At 61.1% G+C, this 15755-nt stretch carries 10 protein-coding genes; 2 read left to right on the top strand and 8 right to left on the bottom strand.

Annotation, left to right across the window (positions count from 1 at the left end):
• Positions 1 to 129 precede the first annotated feature (129 nt).
• From J5M56_RS03910 to J5M56_RS03875, 8 genes are all read right to left on the bottom strand, one after another.
• The gene (locus J5M56_RS03910; RefSeq protein WP_207869834.1) at positions 130 to 1617 is read right to left on the bottom strand and encodes an efflux transporter outer membrane subunit; all 1488 of its coding nucleotides are present in this window, start codon (positions 1615 to 1617) and stop codon (positions 130 to 132) included.
• Positions 1614 to 4721 (bottom strand): efflux RND transporter permease subunit, encoded by a 3108-nt coding sequence (locus J5M56_RS03905; protein WP_207869832.1) that lies wholly within the window; start codon positions 4719 to 4721, stop codon positions 1614 to 1616. Before J5M56_RS03905 ends, J5M56_RS03910 begins: the two co-directional genes overlap by 4 nt.
• On the bottom strand, positions 4718 to 7816 hold the full coding sequence (locus J5M56_RS03900; RefSeq protein WP_207869830.1) for an MdtB/MuxB family multidrug efflux RND transporter permease subunit: 3099 nt from the start codon (positions 7814 to 7816) through the stop codon (positions 4718 to 4720). The genes J5M56_RS03905 and J5M56_RS03900 overlap by 4 nt, the downstream gene beginning before the upstream one ends.
• Complete coding sequence (locus J5M56_RS03895; protein ID WP_186477341.1) at positions 7813 to 9120, bottom strand: MdtA/MuxA family multidrug efflux RND transporter periplasmic adaptor subunit; 1308 nt, start codon at positions 9118 to 9120, stop codon at positions 7813 to 7815. The genes J5M56_RS03900 and J5M56_RS03895 overlap by 4 nt, the downstream gene beginning before the upstream one ends.
• A 228-nt stretch (positions 9121 to 9348) precedes the next feature.
• Positions 9349 to 9849: a thiol peroxidase gene (gene tpx, locus J5M56_RS03890; protein ID WP_060477282.1), complete on the bottom strand. Its 501-nt coding sequence runs from the start codon at positions 9847 to 9849 to the stop codon at positions 9349 to 9351.
• 166 nt (positions 9850 to 10015) lie between these two features.
• On the bottom strand, positions 10016 to 11296 hold the full coding sequence (locus J5M56_RS03885) for a serine/threonine transporter (RefSeq protein ID WP_186477342.1): 1281 nt from the start codon (positions 11294 to 11296) through the stop codon (positions 10016 to 10018).
• Positions 11297 to 11543: 247 nt separating this feature from the next.
• Positions 11544 to 12740, bottom strand: a complete 1197-nt coding sequence (locus J5M56_RS03880) for an amino acid aminotransferase (RefSeq protein ID WP_207869828.1) — start codon at positions 12738 to 12740, stop codon at positions 11544 to 11546.
• A gap of 116 nt (positions 12741 to 12856) precedes the next feature.
• On the bottom strand, positions 12857 to 13882 hold the full coding sequence (locus J5M56_RS03875) for an Ldh family oxidoreductase (RefSeq protein WP_207869826.1): 1026 nt from the start codon (positions 13880 to 13882) through the stop codon (positions 12857 to 12859).
• 141 nt (positions 13883 to 14023) lie between these two features.
• Between J5M56_RS03875 and J5M56_RS03870 the strand changes: the two genes are divergently transcribed.
• Together J5M56_RS03870 and J5M56_RS03865 are read left to right on the top strand one after the other, a co-directional pair.
• Positions 14024 to 14896 carry a MurR/RpiR family transcriptional regulator gene (locus tag J5M56_RS03870; RefSeq protein WP_207869824.1) on the top strand — a complete coding sequence of 291 codons (873 nt, stop codon included), beginning with the start codon at positions 14024 to 14026 and terminating at the stop codon, positions 14894 to 14896.
• Positions 14897 to 14917: 21 nt separating this feature from the next.
• A complete protein-coding gene (locus J5M56_RS03865) occupies positions 14918 to 15670 on the top strand; it encodes a transporter substrate-binding domain-containing protein (protein ID WP_207869822.1) in 753 nt (250 codons plus the stop codon).
• The last annotated feature ends 85 nt before the right edge of the window (positions 15671 to 15755 follow it).

The raw sequence follows: 15755 nt of genomic DNA, 5'->3' as shown, positions 1-15755 counted from the left end.
ATTGGTTTAGCGGGGTGGGATGGCCAATGAAGGCATATTGCCACTTGTCGGCAAATCATGCTGACTGCAGCAGCGCTCCGAACATGCGTGCTGGGATTGCGCAAGCACTCTGCCAGGCCAGCAAAAGCCCTAATCGTGGTCGACGAACGCCTGCTCTGCATCCCAGCCGCCACCCAAGGCAGCAATCAGTTGTACGCTGGCCACCAGCCGCCCCTGCAGCAGGGTCAACGCGCTGCGCTCGTTGCTCAGGGCAGTGGTTTGTACGTTGACCACGTCCAGGTAGCCGATCAAACCGGCACGGTACTGGTTTTCGGTCAAGCGCAACGATTCGCGCGCTGCGTCCAATGCCTCTTGGCGAACCACGGCCTCGTCAGCGTATACCTTCAATTGCACCAGGTAGTTTTCCACTTCCTTGAAACCGTCGAGCACCGTCTGCCGATACTGCGCCACGGTCTGGTCATAGACGGCCTGAGTGCGGTCAACCTCGGCACTGCGCTTGCCAGCGTCAAACAGCGTCAGAGCCAGCTGCGGGCCTACCGACCAGTATCGGTTCGGCAGCTCGATCCAGTTGCTGAAGCTGCTGCTGGAGTAGCCGCCACTCATGCTCAGGCTCAGATCGGGGAAGTATGCCGCGCGGGCCACACCGATGTTGGCATTGGCAGCCATCACGCTACGTTCGGCGGAAGCAATGTCCGGCCGGCGTTCGAGCAGTTGTGATGGTAGCGCCATGGGAATTTGCGGCAACGCGGGTATGCGCTTGCTATCGGCCAGAGCGAACTGTGCCGGCGCCCTACCCAAGAGTACAGCGATGGCGTTTTCAAACTGCGCACGCTGCCAGATCAGATCGATCAGGTCGGCCTGAGTCGATTTGAGCTGGGCCCGCGCCTGGGCCACTGCATCCGGGCCGGCGACACCGGCTCTGTATTGGTTTTCATTCATTCGCAGCGACCGTTCGTAAGTCGCGACTGTGGCCTCAAGCAAACGTTTCTGCTCATCGATCACCCGCAGTTGCAGGTAATTCTGCACCAGCTCCGATTGCTGACTAAGGCGAATCGCGGCGAGATCAGCGAAGCTTGCCTGTGCACTGGCCTCGTTGGCATTGAGCGTTTCGCGCAATTTGCCCCACAGGTCGATCTCCCAACTGACGCCCAGTTGTGCGTTGTAGGTGTTGCGGATGCCGCTGCTGTTGTTGGACAGGCTCGAACTGGAACTGCCAGCACCTTGGGCCGAGCGGTTCTTGCTGGTGGTCAGGTCCAAACTGGGGAACAGTGACGCTCGGCTGCTGCGCACCAGCGCCTGGGCCTGGCGGTACTGAGCTTCGGACTGCGCGACGGTCTGGTTGTTGCGGTTGAGCTCCTCCACAAGCGCGTTCAACCCGGGGTCACCGTAAATTTCCCACCAGGCGCCACGGGCAATGGCATCGGACGGGTTGGCCTGAGTCCAGCCCTCGGCCTGCTTGTATTGCGCTGGCGTACTCAGGGCCGGGCGGTGGTAGTCCGGGCTCAGAGTACAGGCACTGAGCATGGCCACACAGAGCCCCGCGCCGGCCAAGCGTGAGCCGCGTCCACGGGTCAATAATTGCAAGGCTCGGTGAATTCGGGTGTGGGCAAAGTTCATAACGGCGTGTCCAGAGCAGCGTCGGTGCGAATACCGCGCCAATGGTTGAATCGGTGACGCAGGCGGTCCAGATACAGATAAACCACCGGTGTCGTGTACAGGGTCAACAACTGACTGACAACCAGGCCGCCAATGATGGTCAGGCCCAATGGCTGGCGCATTTCGGCACCTTCGGCACGGCTGATCAGCAGCGGCAGCGCACCCAGAATAGCCGCAAGGGTGGTCATCAGAATGGGCCGCAAGCGCAGCAGGCAAGCGCGTCGGATCGACTCCTCCGGGCTCAGGCCCTGGTGACGCTCCAGTTGCAAGGCCAAGTCGATCATCAGAATGGCGTTCTTTTTCACAACGCCAATGAGCAGGAACAGGCCCAGCAACGAAATCAGGCTGAACTCGCCGCCGGTGGCATACAAGGCCAACAGCGCACCTACACCAGCTGACGGCAAGGTCGAGAGGATCGTCAGAGGGTGAATGTAACTTTCGTAGAGGATACCCAGCACCAGATACACCAGTACCAAGGCTCCGAGAATCATGAACGGCTGCCCTTCCTGGGTCTTGGCGAACGCACTGGCCGTGCCGCCGAGTTTGGCAATCACTTCCTCGGGCAAGCCCAGCTTGGCTATTTCACGCTCCACGGCCGCCATGGCTTGGTCGGGGCTGTAGCCTTCGGCGACGTCGAAGGCGATGTCCTCGGACGCGAACTGCCCTTCGTGGCTGACCCGATCGTTGGCCAGGCTGTTCTCGTAGTGAGCGATGGTCGACAGCGGTACACGCGCACCCTCGCTGGTGATCACCTGAACCTGCTCCAACGTGGTCGGGTCCCAGGCGTACTTGGGGTTGATCTCCAACACCACCTGATACTGGTTGAGGCTGTCGTAGATGGTCGAAATCTGCCGCTGGCTGTAGGCGTTGTTCAGGACGGCGGTGACCATGTCCATGTCGATGCCCAGGCGCTTGGCCTGGTCGCGGTCCACCACCAGCGTCACCTGCTGGGTGCCGGAACCGTCGCGGGCGTCGATGGCGGTGAGTTCGGGCAATGCGCGCAGCGCTGCAACCACCTTGGGGAACCACTGGCGCAGGGCAGCGAGGTCGCCGCTCTGCAAGGTGTACAGATATTGTGAGGAAGTTTGGTCGCGGCCGCCCCCGCCCAGTTGCAGGTCTTGGTCGGCCATCAGGAACAGCCGCCCACCGGGTACTTTGGGCATCTCTTTACGCAGACGTTCGATGACCTTCTGAGCATCGAGCTTGCGCTCGCTGATGGGTTTGAGCCGCACCAGCACCATGGCGTTGTTGGTGCCGCTGTTGCCGCCGATGAAGCCGGCAACGCTCTGCACCGCAGGGTCGGCAAGCAAGGCTCGGCGGTAGGTTTCCATTTTTGGCTGCATCACACTGAACGACAGCCCATCGTCCCCGCGGATGAAGCCCATCAACTGGCCGGTATCCTGTTGAGGCATCAGTGTCTTGGGCACCACCACATACAGGGCAATATTCAGGCCGATGGTCGCCAGCAGGCTGACCAGGGTCAGGCGCTTGTGGCGCAGCGCCCAGCCAAGGCTACGATCATAGGCATCGACCATGCGCTGATGTGCTTTGTCGCTCCAGCGCTGCAGGCGAGTCTGCTGCGCACGATGGGGTTTGAGCCAGCGCGCGCAGAGCATTGGCGTGAGGGTCAACGACACCACCAGGGAGACGATGATCGCTGCCGCCAGCGTGATCGAAAACTCCTGGAACAGGTTACGCACGATGCCACCCATGAATAGGATCGACACGAACACTGCCACCAGCGAGACGTTCATCGACAGCAAGGTGAAGCCCACTTCCCTGGCGCCGAGGAATGCGGCGCGCATGGGCGGCTGACCGTCCTCAATGTGCCGGGAGATGTTCTCCAGCACCACGATGGCATCGTCCACCACCAGCCCCGTGGCCAAGATCAGTGCCATCAACGACAGGTTGTTCAGCGAAAACCCACACAGGTACATCACCGCGAAGGTGCCCACCAGCGACACCGGCACCGCCAGGCTGGGGATCAGCGATGCACGCAAGCTGCCGAGGAATAGATACACCACCAGGATCACCAGTACCACGGCGATCAGCAGCGTGTGCTCGGCTTCCTTGAGGGTGGCCTTGATCACCGGCGAACGGTCCATGGCCACATTGAGCTGCACGCTGGCCGGCAGCAGCGACTGCAAGGCCGGCAACTGGGCCTTGATCTGGTCGACGGTCTCGATGATGTTGGCGCCGGTCTGGCGGTTGATCACCAGCAGTACCGCGCTCTGATCGTTGAAGAAGCCACTGTTGTAACGGTTTTCCACGCCATCGGTCACGGTCGCTACGTCAGACAGGCGCAAAATGGTGCCATTGGACTGCCGAATTACGATCGGTTCGTAGTCCTTGGCAGTTTCCAACTGGTCGTTCGCCCGCACCTGCCAGTTACGCTCGGCATCCTCGACAAACCCCATGGGCCGACGCTGGTTGGCGTTCGATACCGCGTTACGCACCTCGTCCAGAGAGAGCGCGTACTGGTTCAGCAACTGCGGCTCGACAGCGATGCGCACGGCAGGCAAGGAGCTGCCGCCGATCTGCACTTCCCCTACCCCACTGACTTGGGCAAGGCTCTGCGACAAGATGGTGTCAGCCAAGTCGTAGAGCTGGCCTTTCTGCAGCACGCTGGAGGTCAACGACAGCACCATGATCGGAGCCTGCGACGGATTTATCTTCTTGTAGGTGGGCATGCTGCGCATGCCACTGGGCAAGAGATTGCGCGTGGCGTTGATCGCAGCCTGCACCTCACGCGCTGCGCCGTCGATGTCCCGGCCCATTTCAAAGCCGATGATGACCCGAGTGGAGCCTTGGTTGGAGCTACTGGTGAGCGTGGTGACGCCCGCGATGCTGCCCAGTTTGCGTTCCAGCGGCGTGGCAACGGTGGCGGCCATCACTTCAGGGCTGGCACCGGACAGGTTGGCCTGCACCACGATCACGGGGAAGTCCATCTGTGGCAACGGTGACACCGGCAACAGACCGAAACTGACGCCTCCGAGCAACATAATCGCCAGGCTCAGCAACATGGTCGCCACCGGCCTGCGGATGAAAGGCCCGGACAGGTTCATGCCTGGGCCTGCTGCGGGTCATGCTTTGGCCGCCAGCGCCGGGCAAGGCGGTCGAAATACAGGTAGATGACCGGTGTGGTGAACAGCGTCAGCACCTGGCTCACCAGCAAGCCGCCCACCATCACCAGGCCCAACGGCTGGCGCAGCTCCGCACCCGAGCCGGTGGCAAGCATCAGGGGCACGGCGCCAAAAAGCGCAGCCAGGGTGGTCATCAGGATCGGCCGGAAACGCAGCAGCGCCGCCTGATAGATGGCATCTCGCGGGCTCATGCCTTGATGACGTTCGGCCTCCAAGGCGAAATCGATCATCATGATCGCGTTCTTCTTGACGATGCCGATCAGCAGGATGATGCCAATGATGGCGATCATGCCCAGATCGTTGCCACTGAGGATCAATGCCAGCAACGCACCGACTGCCGCCGACGGCAAGGTCGACAGGATGGTCACCGGGTGGATGTAACTCTCATAGAGCACGCCGAGCACGATGTACATGGTCACGATGGCGGCCAGGATCAGCAGCAAGGTGCTCGACAGCGAGGCCTGGAAGGCTTCGGCCGCCCCTTGGAAGCGAGTCTGCACACCGAGCGGCATACCGATGTCCTGTTGCACCTGCTCGATCACTTTGACCGCCTCACCCAGGGATGCGCCATGGGCAAGGTTGAACGACAGCGTCACCGCCGGGAACTGCCCGATATGCGAAATGGCCAGTTGCGCCTGCCGCTGTTCGATGCGCGCTAGCGCCGAGAGGCGTACCTGGCCGCCATCGGTGGCCTTGACGTGAATCGACTCCAACGCCGACGGGCCGATAGTGGCCGCATCCTGGGCCTGCAATACCACTCGATACTGGCTGGCCTGGGTGTAGATGGTGGAAATCTGCCGCTGGCCGAAGGCGTCGTACAGTGCGTTGGTAATTTGCGCCACGGTGATGCCAAGACGGCTGGCCATGTCGCGGTCGATCACCAAGTAGACCTGCAGGCCCTTGTCTTGCAGATCACTGGCAACGTCCTGCAACTGCGGGCGCTGCTGCAGAGTCTGCACCAGCTTGCCGCTCCACTGCGCCAGCAGGTCGGCGTCTGGTGAGGACAAGCTGAACTGATATTGGGTGCGGCTGACCCGGTCTTCGATGCTCAGGTCCTGTACCGGCTGCATGAACAAACGAATACCCACCAGCTTGTCCAGCTGAGGTTGCAGGCGGCTGATCACTTCCCCTGCAGTGACGTCACGCTCGCCATGGGGCTTGAGGTTGATCAGCAAACGGCCGCTGTTGAGGGTAGCGTTGTCGCCATCGACGCCAATGTAGGACGACAGGCTCTGTACGGCCGGGTCCTGCAGGATGACCTTACTCAAGGCCTGCTGACGCTCGCTCATGGCGGCGAACGAGGTTGACTGCGGCGCTTCTGATATGCCCTGGATCACCCCGGTGTCTTGCACGGGGAAGAAGCCCTTGGGCACCACCATGTACAGAAGCACGGTCAGTGCCAGAGTCGCCACGGCCACCAGCAGGGTCAGCGGTTGATGCCTGAGCACCCACTGCAGGCCACGGCCGTAATGTTTGATCAACCAGTCGATCCACGCGCCACTGGCACGGTAGAAGCGGCTCTGTTCGTCCTCACGGGGTTCACGCTTGAGCAAGCGCGCGCACATCATTGGGGTCAGGGTCAGCGAAACCACCAAGGAAATCAGGATCGCCACCGCCAGGGTAATGGCGAACTCGCGGAACAAACGCCCGACTACATCGGCCATGAACAGGAGCGGGATCAACACCGCAATCAGCGAAAAGGTCAGCGAAATCAGAGTGAAGCCGATCTGTCTGGCGCCTTTGAGGGCCGCCTGCAAGGGCGTTTCGCCCTCCTCGATGTGCCGGGATATGTTCTCGAGCATGACGATGGCATCGTCGACCACGAAGCCGGTGGCGATGGTCAGCGCCATGAGCGTGAGGTTGTTGATCGAAAAACCGGCCAGATACATCACCCCGAACGTCCCCACCAGCGACAGGGGTACGGCAATTGAGGGGATCAATGTGGCGCTGAAGCGGCGCAGGAACACGAAGGTGACCATCACCACGAGCACAATGGCAATCAGCAATTCATGCTGCACGTCTTTGACCGCCGCGCGGATGGTCTGGGTACGGTCGGTGAGCACCGACACATCAAGGCCAGCAGGCAGGTTATCGGTGATCGACGGCAGCAGCTCTTTGATGCGGTCGACTACCTCAATGACGTTGGCGCCCGGCTGGCGCTGGATGTTCAGCAGTACCGCCTGATTTTGGTTGGCCCATGCAGCCAGCCGCTCGTTTTCCGCGCCGTCGACGATTTCCGCGACGTCCTTCAAGCGCAGCGGCGCGCCGTTGTTGTAGGCGAGAATGAGGTTGGCGTATTCCTCTGGCGAGCGAAGCTGATCGTTGGCGTCGAGCATCGACACCCGGGTTGGGCCGTCGAAGTTGCCCTTAGGCTGGTTGACGTTGGATGCGCCTATCAAGGTACGCACGTCGTCGAGGTTCAGGCCGTTGGCAGCGAGCGCATCGACATTGACCTTGATCCTCACTGCCTGACGCTGGCCACCGGCGATGCTCACCATACCCACGCCGCTGATCTGCGCGAGTTTTTGCGCCACGCGGGTATCGACCAGGTCATTGAGCTTGGGCAACGGCATGGTCTTGCTGGATATGGCCAAGGTCAGCACAGGGGTGTCGGCGGGGTTGACCTTGTTGTACACAGGCGGCGCCGGCAGATCGCTGGGCAGCAGATTGCTGGCGGCGTTGATCGCAGCTTGTACTTGCTGCTCGGCAACGTCCATGTTCATGTTCAGGCTGAAACGCAAAGTCAGCACCGAGGCACCACCGGAACTGGTCGAGGCCATCTGCTCAAGCCCGGGCATCTGGCCGAACTGGCGCTCCAAGGGTGCGGTCACCGCGCTGGTCATCACCTGCGGGCTGGCGCCGGGATACAGTGTCATGACCCGGATGGTCGGGTAGTCGACCTGGGGCAAGGCCGATACCGGCAACAACGTGTAGGCGATCAACCCGGCCAGGACGATGGCCAACATGGTCAGCGTGGTTGCGACCGGGCGTAGAATGAACAGCCGCGACAGGTTCATGCGCCCGCCTTGCCTGCCGCTGCGCCAGTAGGCGCGTCATGGCTTTGCGCCGAGCCCTTGCCATCCTGGCCCTGCAGGTGCTGGCCCGGGGTGCTCGGCACTTGCGAGCTGTCCTCGACCACTTCCACCTGGGTACCCTCGCGCAAGCGGTCGGTCCCTTCCAGCACAAGGCGGTCGCCGGCTTTGAGCCCATCGAGGATCACACTGCTCTGGCCATCACTGGCACCGACTTTGAGCTTGCGGATATTGACCTTGCTCTGGTCATCGACCACATAGGCGAAAGTGCCATCGTTGCCGAACTGCACAGCTGCCGCCGGGGCCAATACCACCTGCTTGAGCGTGTCGGCGAGCAGGCGGACATTGACGAACTGGTTGGGGAACAGTGCCAGGTCTTTGTTCTCGAAACGGCCTTTGAACTTCAGGGTGCCAGTGGTGGTGTCGATCTGGTTATCGATGCTGCCGAGCACACCGCTAGCTTGCAGCTTGCTGTCGCTGCGATCCCAGGCCTCGACAGGCAGGCTGGCGCCGCTGCGGTAGCGCTCCAGCACCGTACTCAACTCGGTTTCTGGCAGGGTGAAGGCCACATTGATCGGTTCGGTTTGAGTGATCACGACCAGCGCGGTGGTGTCATTGGCGGCCACCAGGTTGCCCAGATCAAGCTGGCGAAGGCCGACACGGCCACTAATGGGCGCGCGGATCTGAGTGAAATCGAGGTTCAGGCGGGCATCGTTGACCTGCGCCTGATTGGTTTTGACCAGCCCCTGGTATTGAGCCACCTGGGCTTGGGCGGTATCGAGGGTCTGCTTGGCGATGCTGTCCTGGGCGTACAGGCCCTTGTAACGGGCCAAGTCAACTTGAGCGTTCTTGAGCTGAGCCTGGTTCTGGGCCAGCGTGCCCTCAGCCTGCTGTAGGGCAATGCGATACGGGCGTGGATCGATTTCAGCGAGCAGATCGCCGGCCTTGACCTGCTGGCCCTCCTTGAACAGGATCTTCACCAGCTCGCCGGCCACACGACTGCGCACATTCACCGTATTGGTGGCGGTGACCGTGCCCAGGGCTTTGTAGTAAAGCGGGAAATCACCCACACGAACAGGCTCGACACGCACGGGCACCGGGTCGGTGGAGCCACCGAAACCAGGCCGCCCGCCCATCATGCCCGCGCCTTTACCACCGCGCCCTGTGCCGGCCGCTTTGTGCTCGGGTGTTGCAGCGGGCCACAGCCACCAGGCCAGCAGAGCCACCAGCAACAGGATCAGCAGGCCAACGAGCCAGCGACGAGGGGAACGGGAGTTGGACACTTGCATGGGTTGAACGAACCTTGTTCGGAAATGGCAGCGTGGGAGGTTGAACGATAAGCACTGACTGTGGTTAAGCAAAGCCTCTTTACCAGAGGTTTACCTTTGCCTGACGTTGCCAACAGGTTGAACTTTAAATGAAAACGGCCCGGAAAACGTTCCGAGCCGTTACAGGGTGTTGCTTGGAGAGGCGGCAGGCGATCGAGTTCCTTCGCCTGCCCTTCCCTCCCGCGAACCTTACTTCAGAACAGCCAGGGCTGCTTCGTAATTCGGCTCTTCGGCGATTTCGCCAACCAGCTCGCTATGCAGCACTTTGTCGTTTTCGTCCAGCACCACTACGGCGCGAGCTGCCAAGCCGGCCAGTGGGCCGTCAGCAATGGCAACGCCGTAGTTTTCCAGGAACTCACGCCCACGCAAGGTCGACAGGTTCTTGACGTTTTCCAGGCCCTCTGCGCCGCAGAAACGCGCCTGAGCGAATGGCAGGTCGGCCGAGATGCACAGCACCACCGTGTTATCAACGTCGTTGGCCTGGGCGTTGAACTTGCGAACGGAGGTCGCGCATGTCGGGGTGTCGACGCTTGGGAAAATGTTCAGCACCTTGCGCTTGCCGGCGTAGTCCTTCAGCGACTTGTCAGCCAGGCCTTCACCAACCAGGGAGAAAGCCGGAGCCTGGGCGCCGGCTTGTGGCAGGTTGCCTTTCACCTGAACCGGGTTGCCTTTGAGAGTCACTTGAGCCATGACGAAATCCTTATGCGGGGTTTGAAAAGGACACTGAGTTAAGCATGAAGGCGGCCGGGTGCCTATGGGGTACGAAGAAATTGTTCTATTGCCGCGGAATTCCTGTGGACAAAAAAAGCCCGGCGCGCCACAAGCGCGCCGGGCTTTTTCCATGGGTGGCTAAGGATCAGCCGATCAGGCCGTAGACCACCGAGGTCAGTGCGACCAAGCCAATCACCACCACGAAGACATTGGACAGCGCGCCACTGTATTTGCGCATCGACGGCACCCGGGCGATGGCGTACATCGGCATCAGGAACAGCAGCACGGCGAGGATCGGCCCGCCCAGGGACTCGATCATGCCCAGAATACTGGGGTTGAGTGTGGCGACGATCCAGCAGACCACCAGCATCAACCCTGCGACAACCCGGTCGAGCACTTTGGCCGCCGGCCGTGCACCGGCCTTGGCGATGATGCCCTTCAAGCCCTCACTAGCACCGATGTAATGGCCGAGGAACGACTTGGCAATTGCGACGAATGCGATCAGCGGTGCGGCGAAGGCGATGGTCGGGTTGCTGAAGTGGTTGGCCAGGTACGAGAGGATCGACAGGTTCTGCGCTTTGGCCTCGGCCAACTGCCCACTGCTCAGGGTGAGCACGCAACTGAATACGAAGAACAGCACCATCACCACCATCAACAGGTGCGCCCGACGCAGGATTTGACCGCTGCGCTCATCGGCATGCACACCATAGCTGCGCTTCTGGTCAACGGCGAAGGCCGAGATGATCGGCGAGTGGTTGAACGAGAACACCATGACCGGAATGGCCAACCACAGGGTATGCAGGAAGGCCGAGCTCGATGGTACCTCGCTCGCGCTGTCAAGGATGCCACCGGTCCAGTGCGGTATCAGGTACAGGCCCAGCAGGCCTAGGGCAACGATGAATGGATAAACCAGCAGGCTCATGACTTTCACCGTAGCCTGCTCGCCGCAGCGCACGATTGCCAACAGCCCCAGAATCAGCACGAACGACAGGATAGCCCGGGGCGGCGGGGCCAGATGCAACTGGTGCTCCATGAAGCTGCTGACGGTATTGGTCAGTGCCACGCTATAGATGAGCAGAATCGGGAAAATGGCGAAGAAGTACAGCACAGTGATCAGCGTGCCGGCCTTGACCCCGAAATGCTCCTCGACCACTTGGGTGATATCGCCACCGGTTTTGCCCGAGAGCACGAAACGGGTCAGGCCGCGATGGGAGAAATAGGTCATCGGAAAGGCCAGCACGGCCAGAATCAGCAGCGGCCAGAACCCTCCAAGGCCAGCGTTGATCGGCAAGAACAAAGTGCCTGCGCCGATGGCCGTGCCGAACAGGCCCAGCATCCAAGTGGTGTCGTGACGCGACCAGCTGCCAAGGGTGGCGGGGGTCGATTCTACAAAGCGTTGCTCAACGCTTGGGGCCTGCTCATTCATTCCGGGTGAAGCTCCACTCGCAAGACTGCAACAGGCTGAGAATGGCGAACTAGAGGTTTCGCCCAACTCAACCGGAAAAGAGGGGCGCGATTGTGCACGGAAAGGTTGCACTTGCGAAGCCCTTTTCCGAGGAGTGGTTGCACTTGTCTTTACAAGTAGGTTGTCCAAATGGGCCGCAGCAGGGCCGGCCCTTTGGCCGAAAGGGCCGCACAGCGGCCCAACCGAGTTGGCCACATGGACCCTAGGATTACTTCTGAACAGCGGCGAACGCTTCAGCAACCCGTTGCAGGTTGGCCGGACGCAAGCCGGACATGCACACTCGGCCGCTGTCGATCAGATATACGCCGAACTCGTCCCGCAGGCGACGCACCTGCTCAACGCTAAAGCCGGTGTAGCTGAACATGCCGCGCTGGCGCAAGAAGAACTGGAAGTCCTGACCGGGTAACAGCACCGCCAAGGCATCGACCAGTGCCTGACGCATCTCGAGAATTCGCTTGCGCATCACCTCGACTTCGCTGGCCCACTGGGCGTTGAGTGCGGCGTCGCCTAGCACGCCGGCAACCAACTGGGCGCCGAAATTCGGTGGGCTCGAGTAGTTGCGCCGCACGGTAGCTTTGAGCTGGCCAAGCACGCTTTGGGTGGTAGCTTCGTCATCGCAAACCACCGACAGGCCCCCTACGCGCTCACCATACAGCGAGAAGATCTTCGAGAAGGAGTTACTGACCAGGCACGGCACACCGGCGCGGGCCATTTCGCGGATGGCGTAGGCATCTTCGACAAGGCCTTGGCCGAAGCCTTGGTAAGCGATGTCGAGGAATGGAATCAGCTGGCGCGCCTTGACCACTTCGACCACGTGTTGCCACTGGCCCTGATCAAGGTCGGCCCCGGTAGGGTTGTGGCAGCACGGGTGCAACAACACGATGCTGTGTGCCGGCAGGCTTTGCAGGGTTTGCAGCATGCCGTCGAAATCGACGCCCCGGCTGGCCGAGTCGAAGTATGGGTAGGTGTTCACCTTGAACCCTGCACCTTCGAAGATGGCGCGGTGATTGTCCCACGTCGGGTTGCTGACCCAGACTTCAGACTGCGGGAAATAACGCTTGAGGAAGTCGGCGCCGACTTTCAGTGCGCCAGAGCCGCCCACGGTCTGCACGGTAGCCACGCGTTTGGCGGTCACCGCCGGGTGATCGGCACCGAACAGCAGCGCCTGAATCGCCTGACGGTAGCTGCCCAGGCCCTCCATTGGCAGGTACAGCGAGGCTTCATGGGCCTGGCCTGCGATACGCTTTTCCACCGCATCCACAGCTGCCAGCTGCGGCACCACACCGGCCTCGTCGTAATAAAGGCCGATACTCAGGTTGACTTTGTCGGCGCGCGGGTCGGCCTTGAAGGTTTCCATCAACGAGAGGATCGGGTCGCCGGCATAGGCATCGACATGTTTGAACACAGCGTGCAGCTCCTTGGATCAGGACAGTTCGGAAAGACAGCCCTGAGCATACCCGCAGTTGCGGCCAAGGAACATCACAGAAGTGCAAGGTTGTCTATGCAACTTTGCACAGCAGCTCAGCCCAGCAGTGCCGTAAGGCCCTGCAGCTCCTGCTCTTGCAACGCCACCCCTTCCCGCTCGGCCGCTTCCCGTTCGCGGTAGCGACGCTCGCCCGGCATGCGCGACAACCCGCAAGCCTGCATGTGCTCGACCAACTCCCGGCTGCGCTGAGCGAAGCGACTTCCCTCGGCCATGCTCGGGTCGATGACGATGAGCAGTTGGCCGGTCCATGGGGTTTTCGCCCCCGGGTGCCCGGACCAGTCGAATTCCCAGGAAAAGTGCCCACCGGTCAGGGCCGCGGCCAGTAACTCAACCATCATCGACAGAGCCGAGCCCTTGTGCCCACCAAAGGGCAACAGCGCGCCGCCTTCGAGTATCGCTCGCGGGTCAGTGGTCGGCTGACCTTGCGCATCGACACCCATGCCTTCGGCCAACTGCTCGCCCGCCCGTGCGGCGATCTGCACATCGCCATGGGCCATGGCGCTGGTGGCCATGTCGAAAACGAGCGGGGGTTGCCCTGCGCACGGCGCAGCGAAGGCAATCGGGTTGGTACCGAACAATGGCTTGCGTGCACCATGCGGCACCACGCACGTCATGCTGTTGACCACGCTCAGCGCCACCAGGCCTTGGTCGGCAAACGGCTCTACATCAGGCCATAGCGCTGCAAAATGGTGCGAGTTGTGGATCGCCAGCACGGCGATGCCCGCCTTACGGGCCTTTTCAATCAACAACTGGCGTGCTGCAGCCAGTGCCGGCTGGGCAAAACCGCCTGCGGCATCGACGCGCACATACCCTGGGGCAACGTCGGTGACCGTGGGGGTGGCTCGGCCATCGACCCAACCGCTGGCCAGGGTCGAGACGTAGCCAGGGATACGAAACACGCCATGGCTGTGTGCGCCATCGCGTTGGGCGCTGCTGCAATTGTGCGCAAGCACGCCAGCCACCGTTTCGCTGCAGCCGTGACGCTGAAAAATCCGCTGCAATAGCGCCTCCAGGTCGGCGAATGGGATGCGCACGAGCGGGCCATGGGACGGTGTGGACATCTGTAGCTCCTTTTTTGGAATTGGAATAGCAACAGCCTGGCAATGACAAAAACTTTCTGACAAGTGACAGCTATCTGTCAATTGTTGACGTAATGACAGAAAACAGCCATTTTCTACCTACGCTCCATTTGGAACTGCGACATGAGCCAACCGATCAAGCAACGCCTGGAAAACAGCCTGCAAGGGGCCGCTGCCTCGGGTCGCAAAATTGCCAGCTACATGCTCGCGAACCTGCACGAGCTGCCCTTCCAGACCTCAGCGGACATTGCCGCCAAGTTAGGGGTTAGCGAATCCAGCGTGGGCCGCTTCTGCCGATCTCTGGGTTATGCCCATCTCAAGGCACTCAAGCAAGACCTGCAGAGCGATCTGGGTGATGGGCCGTGGTTGATGGGCGACCGCCTGCAAGAATATCGCCAGAACCAGGATGCCAGTGACACCGCAGGCAGCCTTGAACGAGAGATCGCTGCTCTGGTGCGCGTACACGAATACCGCCAGAGCGACGCGTGGCACGCTGTGGCACAGCGCCTGGCCAGCCAACCACGGGTGTGCATAGCCGGCTTTCAGACCGAGCGCGGCATCGCCATGTGCATGAGCCACCTGCTGCAATACCTACGTGACGGGGTGCAACTGGTCGATGGCAGCGCCGGGCACTTCGGCGAGGTACTGCTTGGACGCAGCGAAGACACGGCGCTGGTGGTATTCGAGGCCCGCCGCTATTCACGCCATGCCTTGCAGCTGTGTCAGAAAGCGCGCGCAGCGGGTATCCCGGTGACACTGGTGACCGACACCTTCTGCGACTGGGCAGATGCCCACGCCGACGAGGTATTTCGCATTCCCACCGAGTTCAATCTGTTCTGGGAGTCCACCGCGACGATGCTGTCGTGGGTCCATCTGATGGTCAACGAGGTCTGCAAGAAACTCGGGCCGGATGTTGAAAAGCGTTTGCAAGCAACTGCCGCTCTTCATAACGAGTTCGTCGGCTACACCTCGTGGCCAGCGGGCAAACAACAATAGTAAGCGTGCAAGAGGTGTGAGATGACCAAAACCATGGCTATGCTGGGTGCGTGTGCTCTGTTGCTCACAGGTAACGCCAGCGCAGAGACCCTGCGCTTTGCCACCGAAGGTGCCTACCCGCCGTTCAACTATGTCGATGCCAACAACCAGCTACACGGCTTCGACATCGATATCACCCATGCTCTTTGCGAACAGATGAAGGTCGAGTGCACGTTGGTCGCCCAGGACTGGGAGGGCATCATTCCGGCGCTGATGGCGCGCAAATACGATGCGGTGGTCGCATCGATGATCAATACAGAGGAACGGCGCAAGAAAATCGCCTTCACCGACCACTACTATCGCACCCCACTGACCGTCGCAGTGGCCAAGGACAGCAAGATCGAGGATGCACAGACCAACTTCGACGGCTACACCGTCGGCGCCCAGTCGTCCTCGACACAGGCCATCTATGCCGAAGACGTGTACGCCAAGGCCGGGGCCAACGTGAAGCTGTACCCGACCATGGACGAGGCCAACGCCGACCTCGCTGCCGGGCGCCTGGACGGGGTGATCGCCGACAAATTCCCCCTGCACGAGTGGATGAACAAGAACGGTCAGGGCTGCTGCAAGGTGCTGGGCGACGTTGCCGGAACCCGGGCTGATGCCGCTATTGCCGTGCGCAAAGACGACGAGGCCCTGCGCCAGCGGCTCAATACCGCACTGGCCGCGATCGTCGCCAACGGTACCTACCAGAAGATCGCCAGCAAATACTTCGCTTTCGATATCTACAACTGATCTTCGGAAACGACGCGATCGCCAGGGCCGCTCAGCGGCCCTTTGCCCAAACGAGGCCGTAGCAGCACCAAAGCCGCGCTGCCCA

It is taken from the genome of Pseudomonas sp. 51_B, from assembly GCF_017491595.1.
Classification (GTDB): Bacteria; Pseudomonadota; Gammaproteobacteria; order Pseudomonadales; family Pseudomonadaceae; genus Aquipseudomonas; species Aquipseudomonas promysalinigenes.
Note: the sequence above shows the minus strand (reverse complement) of the source record. Positions and strands in the feature narration are given on the sequence as shown.